At 64.4% G+C, this 21,314-nt stretch carries 17 protein-coding genes; 6 read left to right on the forward strand and 11 right to left on the reverse strand.

What is annotated here, in order from left to right; translation table 11 throughout:
- Positions 1-425: 425 nt before the first annotated feature.
- The 3 genes from ispH (at position 426) to L6637_RS36145 (ending at position 3,732) form a co-directional block, all read left to right on the forward strand.
- Positions 426-1,352: a 4-hydroxy-3-methylbut-2-enyl diphosphate reductase gene (gene ispH, locus L6637_RS36135; protein WP_237873709.1), complete on the forward strand. Its 927-nt coding sequence runs from the start codon at positions 426-428 to the stop codon at positions 1,350-1,352.
- 35 nt (positions 1,353-1,387) lie between these two features.
- Positions 1,388-2,548 carry an adenosyl-hopene transferase HpnH gene (gene hpnH, locus L6637_RS36140; RefSeq protein WP_237873683.1) on the forward strand — a complete coding sequence of 387 codons (1,161 nt, stop codon included), beginning with the start codon at positions 1,388-1,390 and terminating at the stop codon, positions 2,546-2,548.
- Between the two features lie 650 nt (positions 2,549-3,198).
- Positions 3,199-3,732, forward strand: coding sequence for an REP-associated tyrosine transposase (locus L6637_RS36145; RefSeq protein WP_237873684.1), 534 nt, complete (start codon positions 3,199-3,201; stop codon positions 3,730-3,732).
- 119 nt (positions 3,733-3,851) lie between these two features.
- Here the strand turns inward: L6637_RS36145 and L6637_RS36150 are convergent, their stop codons facing one another.
- The 6 genes from L6637_RS36150 to L6637_RS36175 all read right to left on the reverse strand — a co-directional run bounded on the left by L6637_RS36150 (position 3,852) and on the right by L6637_RS36175 (position 9,997).
- A complete protein-coding gene (locus tag L6637_RS36150) occupies positions 3,852-4,601 on the reverse strand; it encodes a phosphorylase (RefSeq protein WP_237863812.1) in 750 nt (249 codons plus the stop codon).
- Positions 4,598-6,550: a squalene--hopene cyclase gene (gene shc / locus L6637_RS36155; protein ID WP_237863811.1), complete on the reverse strand. Its 1,953-nt coding sequence runs from the start codon at positions 6,548-6,550 to the stop codon at positions 4,598-4,600. Before shc ends, L6637_RS36150 begins: the two co-directional genes overlap by 4 nt.
- Positions 6,551-6,601: 51 nt before the next feature.
- Complete coding sequence (gene hpnE / locus L6637_RS36160) at positions 6,602-7,858, reverse strand: hydroxysqualene dehydroxylase HpnE (protein ID WP_237873685.1); 1,257 nt, start codon at positions 7,856-7,858, stop codon at positions 6,602-6,604.
- Positions 7,858-8,697, reverse strand: a complete 840-nt coding sequence (hpnD, locus tag L6637_RS36165; protein ID WP_237873686.1) for a presqualene diphosphate synthase HpnD — start codon at positions 8,695-8,697, stop codon at positions 7,858-7,860. Before hpnD ends, hpnE begins: the two co-directional genes overlap by 1 nt.
- Complete coding sequence (gene hpnC / locus L6637_RS36170) at positions 8,687-9,571, reverse strand: squalene synthase HpnC (RefSeq protein WP_237873688.1); 885 nt, start codon at positions 9,569-9,571, stop codon at positions 8,687-8,689. The genes hpnD and hpnC overlap by 11 nt, the downstream gene beginning before the upstream one ends.
- Before the next feature lie 192 nt (positions 9,572-9,763).
- On the reverse strand, positions 9,764-9,997 hold the full coding sequence (locus L6637_RS36175) for a hypothetical protein (protein WP_237863807.1): 234 nt from the start codon (positions 9,995-9,997) through the stop codon (positions 9,764-9,766).
- A 474-nt stretch (positions 9,998-10,471) separates the two neighbouring features.
- On the opposite strand from L6637_RS36175, the gene L6637_RS36180 reads away from it, so the two are divergent.
- Positions 10,472-10,969 (forward strand): hypothetical protein, encoded by a 498-nt coding sequence (locus tag L6637_RS36180; RefSeq protein ID WP_237863806.1) that lies wholly within the window; start codon positions 10,472-10,474, stop codon positions 10,967-10,969.
- Positions 10,970-11,034: 65 nt separating this feature from the next.
- Positions 11,035-11,880: a hypothetical protein gene (locus tag L6637_RS36185; RefSeq protein WP_237873690.1), complete on the forward strand. Its 846-nt coding sequence runs from the start codon at positions 11,035-11,037 to the stop codon at positions 11,878-11,880.
- Between the two features lie 9 nt (positions 11,881-11,889).
- On the opposite strand, the gene L6637_RS36190 is transcribed toward L6637_RS36185, so the two are convergent.
- The 5 genes from L6637_RS36190 to L6637_RS36210 all read right to left on the reverse strand — a co-directional run bounded on the left by L6637_RS36190 (position 11,890) and on the right by L6637_RS36210 (position 19,236).
- Entirely contained in the window at positions 11,890-12,681 is a 792-nt protein-coding gene (locus tag L6637_RS36190; protein ID WP_237873692.1) for a class I SAM-dependent methyltransferase, read from the reverse strand.
- A 57-nt stretch (positions 12,682-12,738) separates the two neighbouring features.
- Positions 12,739-15,105 (reverse strand): efflux RND transporter permease subunit, encoded by a 2,367-nt coding sequence (locus L6637_RS36195; RefSeq protein WP_237863803.1) that lies wholly within the window; start codon positions 15,103-15,105, stop codon positions 12,739-12,741.
- 205 nt (positions 15,106-15,310) lie between these two features.
- Complete coding sequence (gene eutC / locus L6637_RS36200) at positions 15,311-16,096, reverse strand: ethanolamine ammonia-lyase subunit EutC (RefSeq protein WP_237873694.1); 786 nt, start codon at positions 16,094-16,096, stop codon at positions 15,311-15,313.
- The gene (locus L6637_RS36205) at positions 16,093-17,679 is read right to left on the reverse strand and encodes a B12-binding domain-containing radical SAM protein (protein WP_237873696.1); all 1,587 of its coding nucleotides are present in this window, start codon (positions 17,677-17,679) and stop codon (positions 16,093-16,095) included. Before L6637_RS36205 ends, eutC begins: the two co-directional genes overlap by 4 nt.
- A 174-nt stretch (positions 17,680-17,853) precedes the next feature.
- Positions 17,854-19,236 carry an ethanolamine ammonia-lyase subunit EutB gene (locus L6637_RS36210; protein WP_237873697.1) on the reverse strand — a complete coding sequence of 461 codons (1,383 nt, stop codon included), beginning with the start codon at positions 19,234-19,236 and terminating at the stop codon, positions 17,854-17,856.
- 315 nt (positions 19,237-19,551) lie between these two features.
- On the opposite strand from L6637_RS36210, the gene L6637_RS36215 reads away from it, so the two are divergent.
- A complete protein-coding gene (locus tag L6637_RS36215) occupies positions 19,552-21,282 on the forward strand; it encodes a methyl-accepting chemotaxis protein (RefSeq protein WP_237863799.1) in 1,731 nt (576 codons plus the stop codon).
- The last annotated feature ends 32 nt before the right edge of the window (positions 21,283-21,314 follow it).

A 21,314-nucleotide genomic window follows, 5' to 3' on the forward strand; every position in this document is an offset into this window, starting at 1 on the left:
ACGCCCGCTGTTTAGCGGAGTTCCCGGGCGAAACCTATTGCCGTTTTGGGTCGTTCTCACCGGAACAAGGTTCGAAGTAAACGGCGAAAGACCATGGCAAAATCATGCGGGACGGCGGTATAGCCGGAGACTTGAGGCGGCAAAGTGACGAAGGGGTGAGCACAAACGTTGCCGTCTTGCTCATCCGAAATGGCGCACTATAATACCTCATATCGGTCCTACCCGGAACCCGCGGTTCCTTACACCTTTCCTTATTGCCGATTTTTTGACACAAAGTGCTGTGCCTGCATGCGCCGAGACCCTGATGGGGTGGGCGGTTACCGCGGTTGCGACACCAATGGTGCGGATATTGCAGCGTTGGCCCATATCGGGGTGCCGCCGGGGACAAATAAGCGGATTGGTGCAACTTGCGTGATGGGCGTCCAATGGAAGTTTATCTAGCGCAGCCGCGCGGCTTTTGCGCAGGCGTGGTGCGCGCGATCGAGATTGTCGAGCGGGCGTTGGAGAAATACGGCCCGCCGGTCTACGTGCGCCACGAGATCGTGCATAACAAATACGTCGTCGAGAGCCTGAAGGCCAAAGGCGCTGTCTTCGTCGAGGAGCTGTCCGAGGTTCCGCCGAAGGCCGTGACCGTTTTCAGTGCCCATGGCGTCGCCCGCAGCGTCGAAGAAGAGGCCGCCGCGCGCGACCTTCCGGTGCTGAACGCCACCTGCCCCCTGGTCACGAAAGTTCACAATCAGGGGAAGCGCTACATCTCCAAGGGCCGTACCCTGATCCTGATCGGCCATGCCGGCCACCCCGAGGTCGAGGGCACAATGGGCCAGGTTCCAGGGCCCGTTCTGCTGGTCCAGAGCGTCGAAGAGGCCAAGGCCCTGACGCTGCCGGCGGATACGCCAGTGGCCTACATCACCCAGACCACCCTGTCGGTCGACGACACCAAGGGCATTATTGAGGCCCTTCAAGCCAAATTTACAGATATTCAAGGCCCAGACATCCGGGATATCTGCTATGCGACACAGAACCGCCAATCTGCGGTAAGGGACTTGAGCAAGCTGGTCGACGTGATTTTGGTGGTGGGCGCTGCCAATAGCTCGAACTCGAACCGGCTCCGCGAGATCGGCACTGAGGCCGGTGTCGCGAGTTATCTGATCGCCGATGGCCGCGAGCTCAATCCGGAGTGGTTGAAAGGTGCCAGGTCCGTCGGCCTTACGGCCGGCGCCTCGGCGCCCGAGGTGCTGGTGGATGACGTGATCGAAGCGCTGCGGCGGATCGGACCGGTGACGGTTTCGGTGCTCCCGGGCCGCGAGGAAAACATCGAATTCAGGCTTCCGGCCGAACTGGCTGCGAGCTGACCTACCCGAATTTCAAGCCCAGAAAGAAACGTGTAATGGCAATCCCCTTCTTCAAGGAAATGCGTATCGGCGGCTATTTGCTCAAGCAGAAACTGCTTGGCCGCAAACGCTATCCGCTCGTGCTCATGCTCGAGCCGCTGTTCCGCTGCAACCTCGCCTGCGTCGGCTGCGGCAAGATCGACTATCCGGATGCGATCCTCAACCGCCGCATGACCGCCCAGGAGTGCTGGGACGCGGCCGACGAGTGCGGCGCGCCGATGGTGGCTATTCCCGGCGGCGAGCCGCTGATCCACAAGGAGATCGGCGAGATCGTGCGCGGCCTCGTCGCGCGCAAGAAGTTCGTCTCGCTCTGCACCAATGCGCTGCTGCTCGAGAAGAAGCTCGACCTGTTCGAGCCCTCCCCGTACCTGTTCTTCTCCGTGCATCTGGACGGCCTGCGCGACCACCACGACAAGGCGGTGTCGCAGCAGGGCGTGTTCGACCGCGCCGTGTCCGCGATCAAGGCAGCGAAGGCCCGCGGGTTCACCGTCAACGTCAACGCCACCATCTTCGACGGCCATCCGGCCGAGGAGATCGCAAAGTTCCTCGACCTCACCGTCGAGCTCGGCGTCGGCGTCTCGATGTCGCCCGGCTATGCCTATGAGCGCGCGCCGGACCAGGAGCACTTCCTTAACCGCACCAAGACCAAGAAGCTGTTCCGCGACGTCTTCGCGATGGGCAAGGGCAAGAAGTGGAACTTCATGCACTCCGGCCTGTTCCTCGACTTCCTCGCCGGCAACCAGGAATATGAGTGCACGCCCTGGGGCATGCCCGCGCGCAACATCTTCGGTTGGCAGAAGCCCTGCTATCTGCTCGGTGAAGGCTACGCCAAAACCTTCAAGGAGCTGATGGACACCACCGACTGGGAGACCTACGGCACCGGCAAGTACGAGAAGTGCGCCGACTGTATGGCCCATTGCGGCTACGAGCCGACGGCGGCGACCGCAGCGCTGAACAACCCGATCAAGGCGATGTGGGTGTCGCTGCGCGGCATCAAGACCACTGGCCCGATGGCGCCGGAGATCGACATGTCGAAGCAGCGCCCGGCGCAGTACATCTTCTCCGAGCAGGTCCAGAAGAAGCTCTCCGAGATCCGCAAGGACGAGGCCGACGCCGCTACGGCGAAGGCGGCACGGAAGGCTTCGACGGCAGCATAAGTCGCGCGAGCACGCACGAACGAACAAGGCTCGGTCGCCATCGCGACCGGGCCTTTTCTTTTGCTCATTCTCCCACAAAATGAAAAACAACCCCATGCACAGTAGAAGCGCCATCGCTCGCTGGCACGGGGTCTACCTGGTTAGGTCATTGCAGCGTCGAGCAAATCGGCATCAAACCGGCAAGGATCGCCGCAGCTGCGGCGCGGGTCCGTTTTCGTAACCAGCGGCGCCGTCAGCCGGCCGCGATTAAGACCGACCCAATTTCGTATTTTACGAATATCATTTGACCCGTCGGGCAAAACAGTGGCACTATGCCATGCTGGCAGTTTCGAAAGCGGCACCAGCTAGTCGCTTTCCGCGAGGCACGAAGTCTCGACGCCGCGGTCTTCATTTCGTGCTGAACCAGATACTTCGTGATTGCCGCGGGCTGACAATCTGAGCGACAGCCCCGGCACCGTCACTGTAATAATCGTGATTCACTCCAGGGGTGCAGTCCAGCACTGTCACGGTAGTCGGGGACGAGATGGATTTCGCAAGGGCTCAGCTCATTCTACGAACTAGGCTTCTGAGAAGCACCAAACGATGCAGCGCGTAGGATGGGTTGAGCCCTTGCGAAACCCATCACACTTGTTTCGTGGTAACGTCGCGTCATGACCGCGTACCGCCGCAATTTCGTTCCGGGCGGATGCTTCTTCTTCACCGTCAATCTGGCGGAACGGAAGCTATCGCTGCTGACGGATCATGCCGAGCTGTTGCGCGCGGCGTTTCGCGAGACACGCCCACGCCATCCATTCGCGATCGACGCCATCGTGGTGTTGCCTGATCATCTCCACACCGTATGGAACCTGCCCAAAGGTGATGCCGATTTTGCGGTGCGTTGGCAGTTGATCAAGGCCGCTTTCTCGCGCCGCCTGGCGCGAAACGAACGGATATCCCAAAGCCGTTCGGCCAAGGGTGAACGGGGCATCTGGCAACGCCGATATTGGGAGCATACCATTCGCGACGAAATGGATTTCAGCCGGCACGTCGATTACGTCCATATCAATCCGGTCAAGCATGGGCTCGTCGACCGGGTCCGCGACTGGGCGCCGTCATCGTTTCATCGTCACGTGGAGCTGGGCAACTATCCGGCCGATTGGGCGGGCGATCTGTCGAATGATGGCCGCGATTATGGAGAGCGGTGATCGCGACGCGATGGGTTTCGCAAGAGCTCAACCCATCCTACGAAGTCATGCCTCAGCCAAAAAACAAAAAGGCCCGATCGCATCGCGACCGGGCCTGTTGTTTTGCCGGGCTGAAAAGCTCAGATCGTCTCCGCCACCAGCGCTTCGCTGTCCACCAGCTCCGTGCCGATCAGGAAATCGCGGCAGCCGCGCAAGGACCGCAGCGCGCGGTTGAAGTCGAGGCCGGTGGAGACCAGGGCGTGGAGCGTGGCCGGGTTGCGGACGATGCCGCGCAGGACGGCGGCGAGGTCGATCTGGCCGTTGGGCTTGATGGCGGCGCGGGCGAGCGCCGGCAGCGCGCGGTGGGCGGGGTCGCTGATGACGCGGACTGCGGCGAACGGCAGGCCGGCCTCGGCGGCGTAGGCGGCGGCGATGTGGCTTTCCATGTCGACGGCGGAGGCGCCGGTTTCCGAATGCAGCGCCGCCTTGCAGGATGAACCCGTGACCACTTCCTCGGCACCGGCGAGGCTGCCGCGCACGACCCGGCGGCGGCCGGAGGTCAGCTTGTCGATGAGGTCGTCGCTGAGCGACAGCCCGGCCCCCCAGCGCGCATCGCCGGAGAGCACCTCGGTCGCCACCACGACGTCGCCGGAGCGCAAGCTCGGATCGAGCCCGCCGGCGACGCCGAACGAGATCACGCCGCGAATCGTCTCGGGGTCCACCACCGTCAGGAGCGCGCGCAATTGTGTCGGGCTGCTGGACGAGCAAATGACCGCCATGCCGGGGCCGGCGGCAATGCGGGCCTCCTGGACAAGTCCGGTCACGATCAAGATCGGCCGCGGATCAATGGCATTGCCCGCAGTAAAATAGTCCCCCGTCCCCAAAGTCACATCCCGACCCCTACCACCCTGCTGTTGGTGTTCCGCAAGTTCCGATACCGCGCCAGCGCCCACAGCGGGAAGAACTTTGGGTAACCATGATATCGCAGATAGAACACGCGGGGGAAGCCTGTGGCGGTGTACCGCTGCTCGTCCCACAGTCCTTTTTCGTTTTGTGTTGCAATCAGGTACTCCACCCCGCGGGCGACGGCCGGGTGATCAACCTCGCCAGCAGCCATCAGGGCAAGCAAGGCCCATGCCGTTTGCGAGGCGGTCGAGGGGGCGGGTTCCCAACCCCGGTAGTCCAGCCGGTAGCTGACGGCGTCCTCGCCCCAGCCGCCGTCCTTGTTCTGGATCGAGGCCAGCCAGGCGGCGGCCTTGCGCATCATGGGGTCGTCGTGGCGGACACCGGCCATGTTGAGGGCACACAGCACCGACCAGGTTCCGTAGATGAAGTTCATGCCCCAGCGCCCGTACCAGGACCCCTCGGGGTGCTGGGTCTTGCGTAAGTAGGCGACGCCGGCGGCGACGTGCTTGCTTTTAGCTTCGGTCTCGCCGAGCTGCGCCAGCATCGAAATGCAGCGCGCCGTGACGTCCTCGGTCGGGGGATCGAGCAGCGCGCCGTGGTCCGAGAACGGGATGTTGTTCAGGTAATATTCGAGGTTGTTGACGTCGAAGGCGGCCCAGCCGCCGTCGTCGCTCTGCATGCCCTCGATCCACTCCCGGCCGCGGTCGATCGCGGCGTCATAGCCGGTGGCACCATGCTCCCGGCGCATCCGGTCCATCGACATCACCACCACGGCGGTGTCGTCGAGATCGGGGTAATGGGCATTGTTGTACTGGAAGGCCCAGCCGCCTGGACGCACATCCGGCCGCTTCGCCGCCCAGTCGCCCTTCACCTCGAGCTCTTGTTTGGGGATCAGCCAGTCGAGGCCCTGCTTGGCCGCAGGCACCGCCTTGTCGCCGCCGGCTTCCAGCAGCGCATGCGCCGTCAGCGTCGTATCCCACACCGGCGAGACGCAGGGCTGGCAGTAGGCCTCGTCGCCGTTGAACACGAGCAGCTTGTCGATGCCCCGGCGCGTGATCGCGCGCGGCGGGAAGTTCTCGTCCTTGCCGAGCGCGTCGTACATCATGACGATGTTGGCCATGGGCGGATAGATCGCGCCCATGCCGTCCTCGCCATTGAGCCGCTCTTCGGTGAAGGCAAGCGCCGCATCGATCGCGCGCTTGCGCAGGCTCTTCGGAAACAGCGGCTCGATCACGCGCAAGATCGCATCCAGCGAACGGAATAGCAGGAACCAGGCCATGCTCTGGTGCGGCGCCTTCGCGGTCATGCCGATCGAGCGCGGATCCTGCAGGAACAGCTCGTCGATGCCGACGCCTTTAGGATTCCTCGCCCGCGGCTTCAGCGCCGCGATCACCATCAGCGGCACCATGGTGGTGCGCGCCCAATAGGAGATCTTGTTGAGATGGAATGGCGACCAGAACGGCAGCAGCATGATCTCGATCGGCAACACCGGCACCGCGCGCCAGGTCACGACGCCGAAGGTCGCGAGCAGGAAGCGGGTGAAGACGTTGCTGTTGATCGCACCGCCACGGGCGTGGATCGCCTGCCGCGCGCGCACCATGTGCGGGCTGTCCACGGAATCGCCGATCATCTTCAGCGCGAAGTACGCCTTCACGCTGGCGCTCATGTCGAACTCGCCATCATGCACCAGCGGCCAGCCGCCATGGGCGCCCTGGACGCGGCGCAGATAGTTGGCGATCTTGGCCTCGAGCGCGGTGTCGACCGGCTCGGCGAGATAATGACGCAGCAGGATGTATTCGGCCGGAATGGTGCAGTCGGCCTCGAGCTCGAAGACCCAATGGCCATCGGCTTGCTGGAAGCCGATCACGCCCTGCGTGGCCGACGCAATGCTCGATTCCAAAGCTTCGCGGCTGGTCGCGTTCACGGAATCCATGTCGCTCGATTGCTCCTGGCGTCGATTTGAAAGTGACCGGGACATTGCCCGTCAGGCCCGCTTTGCGGCCAGCACCAGATCGGCGGCGCGATCACCCGACCGGACCGATCCCTCGATCGTTGCAGGCAATCCCGTAGCAGTCCAGTCACCGGCGAGAAACAGGTTTTTCAGCGACGTGACCGGCCCCGGACGCAGGGCATTCTGGGCCGGCGTTGCCGCGAATGTGGCACGGCGCTCGCGCACGATCTGCCACGGGGGCAGCTCGCCGGAGACCCCACCGGCCGCGCAGACGTCGTTCCAGATCGTCTGGGCCAGTTCCTCGCGCGGCATGTCGACCAGGCGGTCGCCATTGCTGATGGTGACGGAGAGCCGGTTCGGGAAGGCGAACAGCCATTCCACGACGCCGCCGATCACGCCGAGGATCGGCGCCGATCCGGGCGGCGGCTCGAAGCGGAAATGCGCATTCACGATGGCGCGGAATTCAGTCGGCGCGGTCAGCCCCGGCAGCAGGCTCGTCGCGGCACGCGGCGGCACCGCCATCACGATCACGTCGCCTTCGCTGAGCTGGATCACGTCCTCGCCGCCGAAATTCAGCGCGCTGACCTTGCCGTCGCTGTTGACGAAGGAGCGCAGCTCATGGCCGAGCTGAACCGTGTGTCCCCGGTCCTGAAGGAATTTCACGGCGGGCTCGATCAGCACGGCGCTGAGCCCATCGCGCGCGATCAGCGGACGACAGGCCTGCCCGCCCGCCAGCAGCGTCTCGCGCACGATCGCGCCGGCAAGCCCGGCCGAGCCTTCGGGCGGATCGACATTGAGCGCCGCAAGCAGCAGCGGCTGCACCAGGCGATGATAGAGCGTGCCTTCGCAAGGAATGGATTTTCCGACCAGCGTCTGTTCCGATGCCCAGATCAGCGGCGCCAGCTTGAGATAATCGGTGAGACCCGTATCAGGGACGCGACGGCCCTCATCAAGCACCCAGGTCGGCAACCGGCCGGTGCCGAGATCGATCTGCCAGCGCTGCCCGGTCTTGATGTCGACGAAGGGAAACTGCGCGCTTTCAGGCCCGACCAGGCCCGCCTCGGTGCCGATCGAGCGTGCATAGGCGCGCGCGTGGCTGTTGCCGGACAGCAGCAGATGATTGCCGTTGTCGATGGTGAGATTGGTGGCGCCGTCGAAATAGGAGCGGCAGCGGCCGCCGGCCTGGTGCGTCGCCTCGTGCACGGCGACCTTGTAGCCGGCATTGGCGAGCCGCACAGCGGCGGAGAGGCCGGAAATTCCAGCGCCGATGATGTGAGCTGTGTTTTGCATCAGATGAAAGCGTAGCGGAGCAGGATCAAAATGCGTGTGACCTTCGACACACGCACGGGCTCGCGCGGTGCGTTGAAGCCGCGCGCGATCAGGAGGTCCAGGATGGAATGGTAGTACTTCGACATGATCCGCGGCGCGCGCACCGCGCGACGCTTGTTGCGGCTCATGATCTCGTCCGACTTCTCGAAATGCGCTTTCGCACGCTGCGTCAGGGGCAGGCAGACCTTCGGCAGCGCGCGCTCGGCGATCACGCGGTTCGGATCGTTGGAGGTGATGCCGGCATGCAGCAGCGCTTCGCGCGGCAGATAGAGCCGGCCAAGGCCCGCGTCCTCGTCGATGTCGCGCAGGATGTTGGTGAGCTGGAGCGCACGGCCGAGGTGATACGCCAGCAGGATGCCATCCTCTTCCGGCAGGCCGAACACCCGCACCGACAGCCGTCCCACGGCGCTGGCGACACGATCGCAGTAGAGATCCAGCGTCGCCATGTCCGGCGCGCGGATATCCTGCGGCACGTCCATCTCCATGCCGTCGACGATGGCCAGGAAATCTTCCCGCTTAAGCCCAAAAGTCTTCACCGAGGCGACGTAGTCCTTCAGCCGCGGCGGCGGATTGCCCTGGTAGAGCGCATCGATGTCGTTGCGCCATTCCTGCAGCGCGGCCAGCCGCTGGTCGCGCGGGCCGTCGGAATCGGCGATGTCGTCGACCTGGCGGCAGAAGCTGTAGATCTGGAACATCGCCTCGCGCTGGTCGCGCGGCAGGATCCGCATCGCAGCGTAGAAGGAGCTGTTCGATGCGGACGAGCCATAATTGGCGCTGGGCGCGGTCGCCTCAAGCGTCATGGGCAGTCCCCGGATTGGTGATGGTTTTGCGGCCGATCGCACGGCGGCCGAGTTCACCGGCGATGCCGGCAAGGCTGAAGGTGAGCAGTTCGAACTTGTTCAGGTGCACGCGCTCGCGCAGGGGATCGCGCAATTTCAAGAGGCGCACGATACGGTCCGCATAAGCCTGGATCACCGCGACGTCGACGCCGAGGCGGACATCCCGGATCTCGGCGCTCAGCGACCTGCCCTCGCCCAGCAGCGCTTCGTTGCGCACCGCGAGCGACTGCAGGCAGGCCAGCATCGCCGGCGGCGACTGCGCCAGGCCGAGCTGCTCGACCGAGGCGCCGCTTGCGGCGAGCGCATCGCGCGGCAGATAGACGCGATTTAGCTCGCGATAATCCTTGCCGCAATCCTGGAGGTGGTTGTTGATCTGGAGGCCCGCACACAGCGCATCCGACGCCGCCCAGGTCGAGGTGCTTTCGCCATGGACGTCGAGCATGAAGCGGCCGACCGGCATCGCCGAATAACGGCAATAGTGGATGACCTCGTCCCAGGTCTCGTAGCGCAGCTTGGTTACGTCCATGCGGAACGCGATCAGCACGTCGAGCGCGTGGCGCGGCGCCATGCCGCGCTCGGCGAGCGCGCGCCGCAAGGTGACGGCCTCGGCCTGGGTCTCGCCCTTGCCGAGCAGTTCCGCCTCGAGCAGGTCGAGATAACGCAGCTTCTCGTCCGCCTGCAGGGTGGCGTGATCAGCGATGTCGTCGGCGGTCCGGACGAAATTGTAATAGGCCAGGATCAGGGCGCGATGACGCGGATGAATGATCCAGGACGCGACGGGAAAATTCTCGTCGCGGTCACCCTTGCCGGATCGCAATTCGCTCGCAGAGGTCATCGAGGGCTGATCAACAATCGTTTGGACAGAAGGGGCTTTTGCGTTCGCGCGGGCTCATGCCGGCGACGCCGCCGCGGCCCCCATATAGGGGAATACGGCCGCAAAACCAATCCTGTCGCGCGATGGCAGCCCTCTGCGGATCCGGCCTGAAAAAGGCGGCCCAGGGCCGCCTTTGTGGGCCAGTGGCCGAGCTTATTGGTTGTGGTCCTTCAGGACCTGGTCGCAGGCCTGCGAGATCTTGGACCGGTTCTCCTTGAGGCAGGCCAGGATGGTGAAATCGCCCTGGTCGATAACCGGACGGCAGAACTTCTGCACATCGCGCGTGCAGGCCTTCTGCTCGGCATCCGTGCCACGCCCCTGCTGGGCGAACGCAGCCGTGGACAGGGTTGCCGACAGCACGGTGAGAGCGACGAGAAGCTTACGCATTGTATTCCTTCATTCTGACGGCAGAATCGCACCAATCCCGGGCAGCACAGGGCCGACGGGAACGGATTGTTCTGTTGGCAAGTTGCCACGGAGAGTGCGGCACCGGAGAAGGCACAAGCGCTGGTAAATGCGGCCAAATTGGCGCCGCGTTCACCAAATCAGGTCTTCCCTCGGTCTTCATTGGCAGATGTAAGGGCTTGATACTACGTCATAATTCTGGCACGTGGTGTTTTACTGCATACCTGTTGCAGCGCTGCATCTGTCCGACCGGCCATTTGGGCCGGAAACATATGGAAACAGAGGGAAATCGGGGCCGGACCTTAGGCAAGGCCGCTTCGCGCGCCTGACATCGCGGGCGGCTAGGCTTATCCGGCACAGAAGCTTGAACCTGACACAGGCTCACAACACTAAACTTTCGATGTGGCGAGACGGCTTGCGATGAAGCAGGCGTGGTTCCAAAACGGGATATTGATGATGAAATTCTTTGGGCGATCTGAACTGGCACTCAAGGCAGCCGGCATCGGTGCGGCGCTGCTCTTCTCGGTTGCGGCAAGCCACGCTCAGTCGTCCGGCCCGTTCGCCGGTTTCGACGGCGCGTGGACCGGCACCGGCACGGTGTCGCTGTCGGACGGCTCGACCGAGCGCATCCGCTGCAAGGCGGACTACAAGGTCGCCGGCACCGGCCTCAGCCTCAAGCAGGCGCTGCACTGCGCCTCCGACAGCTACAAGTTCGACCTCACCAGCGACGTGACCAGCCAGGGAGACCGTATCTCCGGCAATTGGAGCGAGGCCAGCCGCAACATCTTCGGCAATCTGCAGGGCACCGCCGGCGGTGGCCAGATCGAAGTGTTCGTCGAGGCCAACGGTTTTGCCGCCAACCTGACGCTGCGCACCAACGGCACCAAGCAGACGGTGCAGATCTCCTCCAAGGGCGAGATCCGCGGCGTGAATATCACGATGACGAAGGGCTGATTGCCAGTCTCCGCTTGAAAAGGACCGAGCCCCCGGTTTTCGCGAGCCGGGGGCTTTTCGCTGACATGAACCCGTTTCGCAGACACCTGCTCAAGGCCATCGGACTCCTCGCCGCCGTTCCCGCGTGGGCCAGTGATGATCAGTCAATCCAGCAAGGCAAGGACATGCAGCCGTCGTCAGTGAAGCCGCGCCACGTGCTCTGTTTCCTCGGCAAGGACGACGGTCTGCTTCATCCGCCGAAAGCCGTCGCAACGATGATCGCCGATTTCGGCTTCGAGATCGACCGCACCTATTCGCAAGCAAAACCCGATCCGCACATGGAGCGATCATTCGGTGTGTGCTGGGACCGCACCTTTCCCAATGCCTGGTCCGCCGCCGATGAGGCCGCTGTCGCCAACCACAAATCGGTTCTCTACGTGCTGAGCCCGCCGATGGAGCGGGAGAAGACGGTCGCCTATTCCGCCGCAGCCTTGCGCATCGTCGAGGCGATGATCGAGGCGGGAGCCATCGCCGCCAAAGGCGAGAGCGCCGGCGTCGCGCATGGTCTCAAACGGTGGATGCAGCTGGCCTCCGAGTGCAAGGCGGCGGCGAAAACAAACCAGGGCCTCGCCGTCACGGCAGCGATGAGCCGGGTCTGCCGCCTCGCCTTCGCCAAGCGTCCACTCGGCGGCGACGTCTATTATGAAAGCGTCGGCTACCATTTCGTCGGGCTGCCGGAGATCTACGTCGCGAAGTCGCGCGGCAGCGACCGCGATGCGGCCAGGCTCATGGACGAGATCGCCGATAACATGGCCGCGGACGGCGTCGATGCAATTCTGCGTGCGCGCAACCTCGCACTTTCGCGCGGATCGCACTACGCCGAGGACGATTTCAAGTTCGACCCGTACGGGATCGTCCACGTCGAGGCGTAAGGCCGCGGATCACGGCTTGCGCGCGATGCATGCGCACCGGCATCTGAAATAAACCGCGTCGGGATCGCAGCCCCAGGCGTCCCAGCCGGCAAGCGCGGTCTCAATCTCGTCGGCGGTCGCGAGCGACTTGCCTACAAGCTGCGGCCCGAGACCGAGCAGGCTCTGCCGCGCATCCGCGACGGCTTCAGTGCGGCTTGCAGCATCGGCGCTGTGGTTGACATAGCTCGCGCCGGCCCAGACCGGCGTGAAGCCGTGCGCGCGAAGAACGGCGCTCTGTCGGCGGCCGAAGCGAAGTGCCTCGGGATCGTCGTGCTCGTACCAGCGCTGCCAGAGATCGAGCGCGAGGCGCACGCCGTCAACCTCAGGATGGAGAATGTTGCCGCCAACAACGGCGTCACGCGTGCCCAGCAGGCCACCCGGCCTCAGCACACGTCGCGCTTCGGCCAGCGTTTTCGCCAACATCGCCTGGCTCTGATGGTAGAGCACCGCATGACAGAATATCGCGTCGAACGCACCGTCCTCGAACGGAAGCGCGGTCATGTCGGCTTCGACAAAGGACAGATTGGTCAGGCCCGCATGCGCGGCAAGCTGCCGGGCTGACGCGATCGCGTTCGGATTGATATCAACGCCGATCGCCGTGCCCACGCTCTCCGCAAGCGCGGCCGTGATCGTTCCCGGGCCGCAGCCGATGTCGAGCAGCCTCATACCGGGGCTAAGGAACGGCACGAAGAAGGCGGCCGCATCGCCGCCCCGCTTCTGCTGAAACGCCGTGATCGCGCCGTCGTGCCTGATATCGCGCATGAAACCTCCGAACCGCAGCCAGCGTGCTGCGATTCGGTGGCCGCGTGATGACCCCGCTCAGATCGCCGGCTTGTCCGTGCCGTGAAGCCTGGCGTGGAGGTTGATCAGCCACATCGCCGTCGGCCGCAGGATGAAGAGGTCGGCGACCAGCGCCGCCACCATCGAGAAGGCGCTGAGCCAGCCGAACAGCCGCAGCGACGGCAGGTCCGAGAACACGGTGACGACGAGGCCGCAGGCCAGCACCACCGTGGTCAGGATCAGCGCCGGGCCGACCAGCACGGTCGCGCGCTCGACCGCGAGCGCCGAACCGACGCCGGGTTTACTCTCGAGCCTCAGGCGGTTGAGGAAGTGGATGGTTGCGGACAGGCCGAGGCCGAACGAGACGGTGAGCGCGACGACGCTGGCGAATTGCAGCCCTTCGCCCATCGCCCACAGCACCGTTCCCGACATCACCACCGGGAAGATGCCCGGCAGGATGCAGGCGAACATCACGACCCAGGAGCGGAAGGCAAGGCCTATGAAGATCGCAACCAGCGCGAATTCGACGGTGAGACCGCGATTCAGCTTCTCGATCATGCCGGCCGAGTTGCGTGCGGCGATGGCGGCAAGACCGGTGACGGCGACTTCGTAGCCGGGATGCTTCTTGCGGACGGCGTCGAGCTCGGTATCGAGCTTGTCGACGATCGGCAGAAGCTGGCTGGAGTCCTTGTCCGGCACGCGGCCGGCCACGACCACCGCATCCTGCTCGGCGTCGATGAAGCGCCGCACCAGATGTTCGGGGATGACGCCCACATATTCCTTGAGGGTCGCGACGTCGTCGCTCCCGGCCTTTTCGGCGAGCCACCGGCGCAGCGTTTCCAGCGACCAGACGTTGCCGACGCCGGCGGCCTTCTCGACGGTCGCATGCACGTCGGCGATGGTTTGCAATGTCTCCGGCGAGTAGAGCGATTCACCCTTGGGGAACGTGATCAACACGTTGACCGGGTTGGCGCCCGTCAGCTTGGCATCGAGCCGGTTGCTTGCGGCGACCGCCTGGCGCTTGTCCGGCACCTGGTCGGCGAGCCGGTAGCGCGGCTGCAGATTGGCGTAGATGACGCCGAGGCTGGCGACGAACAGCAGCGCGATCAGGCTGAACAGGCCGGGCCGGCCGACCATGCGCACCGCGATCCAGTAGCAGAAATTGCGCAGCGCCTGCACGCCGGCATCCGCGCTCTGGAACTTGACCGCAAAGATCTTCTCGTTGCGCACGAACAGCACGCCGAACACGGGCACCAGCGACAGCACCGTGATGAGCGCGATGATGGTGGCAGCCAAGCCCGCCTCGCCGAACTTGCGGATCAGGTCGGAGTCCGAGAACTGCAGCGCGATGAAGGAAATGCCAGCGGTGCCGTGCGTCAGCACGCAGGCGGGCCCCACCACCAGCACCGCGTTCCTGAAAGCGGTGAACTTGTCCTGGCCCGCGATCAGCCGGTCGCGCGCGGCGAAAGTCAGCTGCATCGAGTCCGAAAACGAGATCACCATGATGAGCGGCGTCATCACGTTCAGGAACATGTTGAGATTGAAATTGGCCCAGCCGAGCGCGCCGAGTGCGATCAGAATCGCGATCATCGGCGGGAACGCCGCCACCACCATGAACGAGATCTTGCGGAAGAAGATGATGGCGATGATGCAGCCGGCGAGAATGCCGAGGATGTTGTAGGTGAGGCCGTCGCGCTCGACCGCGTTGCGGATCTCGAGCTGCATCACCGGCACGCCCGAGAGCTGCACGCTGAGCCCGGTGTCGCCGAGATCCTCCTTCATCAACGCGCGGATGTCGCCGACGGTCTTGGTCAGCTTGCTGGAGGCGACCACCTGCGGATCGAGCGAGAGCACGATCAGCGCCAGCGTGCCGTCCTCCGACAACAGCTTGCCGCGGATGATCTCGTTGTTTTTGACAGTCTCGATGAACTGGTCATAGGCCGCGCCCTCGGGCAGCTCGGCCGGGAACAGCGCCGCCGGCAGCTTGCCCGGCGCCGGCGCCTGGCGCGCCGAGAACAGCGAGACCAGGCCGCGGGTGCCCTCGACCAGTTGCATGTCGGTGACGAAATCACGGAGCTTCTCGAGGTTATTCCGCGCCAGCAGTTTTTGGCCCTCGACCACGACGAGGACGTCGAATTCCTCGGCCGGGAACTTCTTGGTCACCTCTTCGTACTGCCGGAATTCGCGGGTGTTGGAGCGGAACAGCTGCGACAGCGAATCGTCGATCTTGATCCGCTCGATGCCGAACACGGCGGCGACGATCAGCGCGACCAGGATGATGCAGGAGACGATCGGCGCCCGGACCGCGATCAGCCCGATACGCTCCAGCCCAAAGGCAATGGAGGACGCAGGCCCCTGCTCGACCTTGTCGACATGAACCTCATTCTCGCGGTGCTTTTCGAGCATGCCTTGTCCAGTTCCTAAATCGGCTCTAGCTGTGAGCTTATTGCGCCCCGCGAACGGCTTGAAAACGCCATAACAATGGGAGGCTTGCCCTTTGAAAATGCGCGGAAAATCGCCGGCAGCGGTTTAGCAGGTCAAGCGCCCTTCTCGCAAGCACGCCGGCGGTCTCCGAATCGATCAAGATGCGGCGATTTTGCCGGAATGTCCGTCATTCTGGCACAGCCGTGCCGATTCGACGCGGGGCGCGGTCGGCGCTTTCGTCCTTGAGCGCCACGCCCGTGACCTGGCGCGCCAGCCCCTCGCGGACCAGCCAGGCGATCTTGATGGCCGCCGCGTCGTAGCTCAACCCGGCCTTGTGGATATTGGACACGCAGTTGCGCTCGGCATCAGTCAGGCCGGGCTTCGGCGCGAAGGTCAAATAGGCCCCGAGGCTGTCGGGCGCTGACAGCCCCGGCCGCTCGCCGATCAGCATCACAACCATGCGGGCGCCGAGAATCGCGCCGATCTCGTCACCGAGCGCGACCCGCGCGCCTGAGGCGACGACAACGCGGCCGACCGCGACAGCGTCGTCCCCAGCCAGCAGCGGCAACAGGCTTTGCAGCAGTGCCACCGCATGGGCGTGGACCGCGGCGGCCGACAAGCCGTCGCCGATGACGATCGCAAGCTGGCATGGCGCGATGCCAAGGTCCGCCAGTGCCGCGGCGGAGCCGGCGTCGAGCTGACGTCCAAGATCGGGCCGGCGCAGATAATCGGCGCGATCGGTGGCACGGCTGCTGACCACGGTGGCGCCAAGGCCGAGCGCCCTCACCCCGGCAATCACACCCGGCGCGTCGAAAGCGGCATGCACGGCATCGCGGGCGCGGGCGTGGGCCAGTGTGAAAGCGAGCAGCGGTTTGGTCGGCAGGCTCGCGCCGCTGCGCCCGAGCGCGACGCGCGCCGGCGTGAGCGATTTGAGGTCGATGATCGGGCGGGCCGGAACGGGCTCGTCGCTCATTCGGCGGGAACGGAGGCTTCGCGCAACCTGATCGAATAGTTCGAGGCGTTCTGCTCGCCGCTGGTGGCCGCCCGCGCAAAGGTGATGAGATGATGCGCGATCATGGTGCAGCCGATCAGGCCCTCCATGTCACCGCGCTTGATGCGTCCGAGCGCAAACTTCCAGAACACGCGCCTGTAATCGCCGAGCACGCCGACCTTCCAGAAGATGTTGCGCAGCATGACGAGGCCGCGGCGGATGTTGGCCCAGGTCTTCATCTCGTCCGGCACCGGCATCTTGAGGCGATGAGGATAAACCTCGTCGCATTGATACTGGAAGCGCTCGTAAACCTTCTCCGGCTGGTAGGCGACACTCATGGCGTGCTTCCAGGACGCGACAACTTCGTCATAAGGCAGCAGGAAGTCGACGTTGGAATCGCGCCCCTCATCGTCGACCAGACGCCCTTCCCTCTCCAGTCGGTCCCACAACGGCGTCTTCGGCAGGGCCTGAAGCAGGTTGATGGTGAGCAGCGGAATGCGCGACTCCTCCACGAAGGCGAGCAGCGCCTCCGACGTATTGGCCTTGTCAGTGTCGAGCCCCATGATGATGCCCGACACCACTTCCATTCCGTAGGAATTGATGGTGCGCACGCCCTCGAGGATCGGGACCATCATGTTGTGGTCCTTGTGCATGGCCTTCAGCGCGTCCGGGTCCGGCGTTTCGATGCCGCAGAAGATGGTGATGAAATAGGCCTCGCGCATCTTCTTGAGGATCTCGGGGCGCTTGGCGATGTTGAGCGTTGCCTCGCAGGCAAGCCGCACCACATAGCCGGTCCTCTTTTGCCATTCGATGAGGTGCGGCAAGAGATCCATTGCGGCCTTGCGGTTGCCGATGAAGTTGTCATCGACGAAGTAGACCGTGTCGGTCATGCCGCATTCACGCAGGCGGTCGAGCTCGGCAATGATCTGCTCCGGCGACTTGATGCGCGGGTTGCGGCCATAGAGGCCGGGGATGTCGCAGAACTCGCACTCATACGGACAGCCGCTCGAATATTGAATGCTGCCGAGGAAGTACCGTTTCACATCGGCGAGCTCATAGGCCGGGATCGGAAACTCCGTCATCGGCACGCGATCCTTGGTGGTCAGCACCACCTGGACGTCGGGACGCGACGTATCGCGCGACAGAATATCGATCAGTTGATTGGTGGCATCGCCAAGCTCGCCGACATGGAGATAGTCGAACGACGGATAATAATCCGGGCACGCGCTGACCGAAGGGCCGCCGAGCGCGACCGGCAGGTCGAATTCATGGGCGCGGCGGCAGATGTCGTTCATCTGCTGGCGCTGGATGTGCATGCCGCTGACGAAGACGGCCTCTGCCCATTCGAACTCCTCCCTGGTCGCGCGGCGGAGGTTCTCGTCGACGAATTTGACCTGCCATTCCTTCGGCAGGTAGGCCGCGAGCAGCAGCAGGCCCTGCGGCGGCATGAAGGCACGGACGCCATCGGTCAGCGGATAGGCGTGCTCGAAGGTGCCGAAGGATGAGGTGTAACGCGGAAAGACGCAGAGAATATGCCGGCTCGTTCCGTTGCTTTCAGCGCGCATCGAACTTCCCCCAACCACGTTCCACTGATGGTACTGACGAGGTCTCCAGAAACATAGCGTAACGCTGCGACCGGAATTCCTCAATATTGTGGCAGCGAACTAATTCTTGAGACACGCCAATGGTTTCCCGGGGTTCACGGCGGCAGACGGGGCTTTTCGCGAGGTTTTTCCGCATCACGCGATCAGCCGCGCGGCAAAATCGGGCAAAAGGCCCGCGTCGCCGGCAAGCCTGAAGTCGGCCCCGGCAATACCTGACAGCACCAGCCAATCGTCGAACTCGGGCGCGCGGGCCACACCGAAGACGTCGCGGACATAGAGCGCGTCGTGGAAGGAGGTGGACTGGTAGTTCAGCATGACGTCGTCGGCGCCGGGCACGCCCATGATGAAGGTGACGCCGGCCGCGGCCAGCAGCGTCAGGAGATTGTCCATGTCGTCCTGGTCCGCCTCGGCATGGTTGGTGTAGCAGATGTCGATGCCGAGCGGCAGGCCGAGCAGCTTGCCGCAAAAATGATCCTCCAGGCCTGCCCGGATGATCTCCTTGCCGTCGTAGAGATATTCCGGGCCGATGAAACCGACCACGCTGTTGACCAGCAATGGCGCATAGGCGCGGGCCAACGCATAGGCGCGCGCCTCGCAGGTCTGCTGGTCGACGCCGTGATGGGCGCCCGCCGACAATGCCGAGCCCTGGCCGGTCTCGAAATACATGACGTTGTCGCCGACCGTGCCGCGCTTCTGCGACAGCCCGGCCGCGTGCGCCTCCTTCAGCAGCGCGAGGTCGATGCCAAAGCTGCGGTTGGCGGCCTCGGTGCCGGCGACCGACTGGAAGACGAGGTCGACTGGAACGCCCTGCCCGATCAGCGACAGCGTCGTGGTGACATGGGTCAGCACGCATCCTTGCGTCGGGATTTTCAGCCGCGCGACGATCTCGTCCAGCAATCGCAGCAATTGGCCAATCACGGCCGGATCGTCGCTGGCCGGATTGATGCCGATGCAGGCGTCACCGGCCCCGAGCAGAAGGCCGTCGAGGATCGAGGCGGTGATGCCCTTCGCATCGTCGAAGGGGTGGTTGGGCTGCAGCCGCGTGCTCATCCGCCCCTTCAGGCCGATGGTGTTGCGGAAGGCGGTCGTGACCTCGCATTTCCGTGCCGCCAGGATCAGGTCCTGGTTACGCATCAGCTTTGACACTGCGGCGGCCATTTCCGGGGTGATACCGGGCGCGAGCTTGCGCAACATCTCAGGGGTGGCGGCGTCCGACAGCAGCCAGTCGCGGAATCCGCCGACGGTCAACGAGGCCACCGGCGCGAAGGCCCTGGCGTCATGGCTGTCGATGATCAGGCGGGTGACCTCGTCGGCCTCATAGGGAATGACGGCCTCCTGCAAGAACTGGCCGAGGGGGACGTCGGCCAGCGCCATCCGCGCGGCGATCATCTGCTCCGCGCTTCCGGCGGCAATCCCGGCCAGCCGGTCGCCCGAGCGCGGCGGTGTCGCCTTGGCCAGGAGGTCGCGCAGGTCGGCGAAGGCATAGGTCGTGGCGTCGATGGTGTGGCGATAGACCAAAGGCCCCTCCGGGTTCGTCGGCCAGTGACCGACCCCCGGTCGATCCCGAAGGCGGCGCTGGCATCAGGGAATACGCGCTCGGCGGCTTGTGCGCACGCCCGATGTTCGGGGCATTCCAGGCACTCCCCGGGGCCGACCTGCCGAGAACGATAGGACGGCACCAAATTACTGAGATGGCTCTTATTTCCCAAGACCTTTGGCGCACGCCCCGGACTTGCGCGTTAACGCAGCGTCCATCTTCATTCTGCATAGTTTTGCATCAATTTTACACGACCGCACACACCGGCCGATCCTGGCCATTTGGGCCCGAACACCATGCAAATCGACAGATCTGGGAATGCTGCCGGCCTGGCAGGCCGTTTCTCGCTTGCCACCAAGCTCTATGCGATCTTCGCGCTGTTCGCCCTGCTGACGGCGGCGATTGCGATGCTGTCCGACTACAACAGCCGCCGCGGCGCCGAGCTGACCTCAGCGATCGAGACGGCGAATGCGGCTGCGCTGAACGTCGAGCGCGTCAACTCGCTGGTCTATGCGGTCGTGATGGAATCGCGCGGCGTCTACATGTCGACCGAGCCGAAGGTCGTGAAGAAGTTCGGCGACGGGCTGCTGAAGTTCAACGATCAGATCCTGGGCGTGGTCAAAGGCTGGGAAAGCATCGTCAAGGCCGACGACGCCGAGCAGTTCGCGACCTTCAAGAAGCGCATCGAGCAGTTCGTCGAGTTCCGCAAGGAGCTGGTCCGCCGCGGTGTCGAGATCAACGCGGCGGCGGGGCGCGAATGGGGCGATAACGACGCCAACCGCGCCGTGCGCTCGGCGCTGAACAAGGATCTCGAGGCGCTCTCCAAGGTCTATGCCGAGCGCGCCAGGCAGATCGCGCAGCAGACCGAGACCAACCGCATGCTGTCCTTCGTGCTGACCTGCCTCGGCGGCGTGGCGCTGGCGCTGGTCGTGATCGGCATCATCATCATCGCCCGCTCGATCGCCCGGCCGCTCGCCGCGATCACCGCGACGATCAAGCAGGTCGCGGACGGCGCCGAGAATGTCGTGGTGCCGCACGCCGGCCGCGCCGACGAGATTGGCGCCCTTGCCCGCGCCATCGAGGTGTTCCAGGACGCGATGGGGCGCAACCGCAACCTCGCCTCGCAGGTCTCGCAGGATTCCGCCATGCGCGAAGAGCGCGCGCGCCACATCGAGCAATCGGTCGAGGCGTTCCGCGAAGCGATCGGCGCGATCATGCGCGGGCTCAGCGACAATGCCAGTGTCATGCGCGAGACCGCGCAGACCATCACCCGCGTCACCGCGGATGCGAGCAGCCGCGCCGGCACCGCCGCAAACGCCACCCAGCAGGCCTCGCACAACGTCACCGCGGTCGCAGGTGCCGCCGAGGAGCTGTCGGCCTCCGTCGAGGAGATCGGCCGCCAGGTGCGGCAAAGCGCAAGCGCGGTCGAGCAGACCGGCCAGCGCACCGAGAAGTCTATCACCGAGATCGAGAGCCTTGCCGCCGCCACGCAGCGCATCGACGGCGTTCTGACCCTCATTCAAACCATCGCGGAGCAGACCAATCTGCTCGCGCTCAACGCCACCATCGAAGCTGCGCGCGCCGGCGATGCCGGCCGCGGCTTTGCCGTCGTCGCACACGAAGTGAAGGCGCTGGCAGGACAGACTGCGAAGGCGACCGCCGACATCAGCGAGAACGTCGCGATGATCCAAACCTCCACCCGCAACGCGGTCGATGCCGTGCGCGAGATCGGCGGCGCGGTGCGCGAGATCAACGAGGTCACCTCGGCGATTGCCGGTGCCGTCGGCCAGCAGGACCAGGCCACGCGCGAGATCTCCTCCAACGCGCAGAGCGCGGCCCAGGGCAACGAGACGCTGGTCGCCAACATCACCTCGCTCCGCGACGCCATCGGCGAGACGGATACGGCGGCCTCCTCGGTCCTGTCAGCGGCGAGCAGCCTGACCGCGACCGCGGACACGCTGTCGCGCGAGGTGGAGAAGTTCTTCCATAACCTGCGCGCCGACAACCGCACGGCCAAGGCGGGATAATCGCGCGCCGCTCGCAACAGCGGCGATTGACC

The sequence above is a fragment of the Bradyrhizobium zhengyangense genome (assembly GCF_022012435.1).
GTDB lineage: Bacteria > Pseudomonadota > Alphaproteobacteria > Rhizobiales > Xanthobacteraceae > Bradyrhizobium > Bradyrhizobium zhengyangense.

Bases quoted from the DNA above. Each gene is read 5' to 3' on its own strand.
- hpnD (WP_237873686.1), bottom strand. From the start codon at position 8,697: ATGACGCTTGAGGCGACCGCGCCCAGCGCCAATTATGGCTCGTCCGCA.
- hpnH (WP_237873683.1), top strand. From the start codon at position 1,388: ATGGCAATCCCCTTCTTCAAGGAAATGCGTATCGGCGGCTATTTGCTC.
- L6637_RS36180 (WP_237863806.1), top strand. From the start codon at position 10,472: ATGAAATTCTTTGGGCGATCTGAACTGGCACTCAAGGCAGCCGGCATC.
- L6637_RS36175 (WP_237863807.1), bottom strand. From the start codon at position 9,997: ATGCGTAAGCTTCTCGTCGCTCTCACCGTGCTGTCGGCAACCCTGTCC.
- L6637_RS36215 (WP_237863799.1), top strand. From the start codon at position 19,552: ATGCAAATCGACAGATCTGGGAATGCTGCCGGCCTGGCAGGCCGTTTC.
- L6637_RS36205 (WP_237873696.1), bottom strand. From the start codon at position 17,679: ATGCGCGCTGAAAGCAACGGAACGAGCCGGCATATTCTCTGCGTCTTT.
- eutC (WP_237873694.1), bottom strand. From the start codon at position 16,096: ATGAGCGACGAGCCCGTTCCGGCCCGCCCGATCATCGACCTCAAATCG.
- L6637_RS36185 (WP_237873690.1), top strand. From the start codon at position 11,035: ATGAACCCGTTTCGCAGACACCTGCTCAAGGCCATCGGACTCCTCGCC.
- hpnE (WP_237873685.1), bottom strand. From the start codon at position 7,858: ATGCAAAACACAGCTCACATCATCGGCGCTGGAATTTCCGGCCTCTCC.
- ispH (WP_237873709.1), top strand. From the start codon at position 426: ATGGAAGTTTATCTAGCGCAGCCGCGCGGCTTTTGCGCAGGCGTGGTG.
- L6637_RS36145 (WP_237873684.1), top strand. From the start codon at position 3,199: ATGACCGCGTACCGCCGCAATTTCGTTCCGGGCGGATGCTTCTTCTTC.
- hpnC (WP_237873688.1), bottom strand. From the start codon at position 9,571: ATGACCTCTGCGAGCGAATTGCGATCCGGCAAGGGTGACCGCGACGAG.
- shc (WP_237863811.1), bottom strand. From the start codon at position 6,550: ATGGATTCCGTGAACGCGACCAGCCGCGAAGCTTTGGAATCGAGCATT.
- L6637_RS36190 (WP_237873692.1), bottom strand. From the start codon at position 12,681: ATGCGCGATATCAGGCACGACGGCGCGATCACGGCGTTTCAGCAGAAG.
- L6637_RS36195 (WP_237863803.1), bottom strand. From the start codon at position 15,105: ATGCTCGAAAAGCACCGCGAGAATGAGGTTCATGTCGACAAGGTCGAG.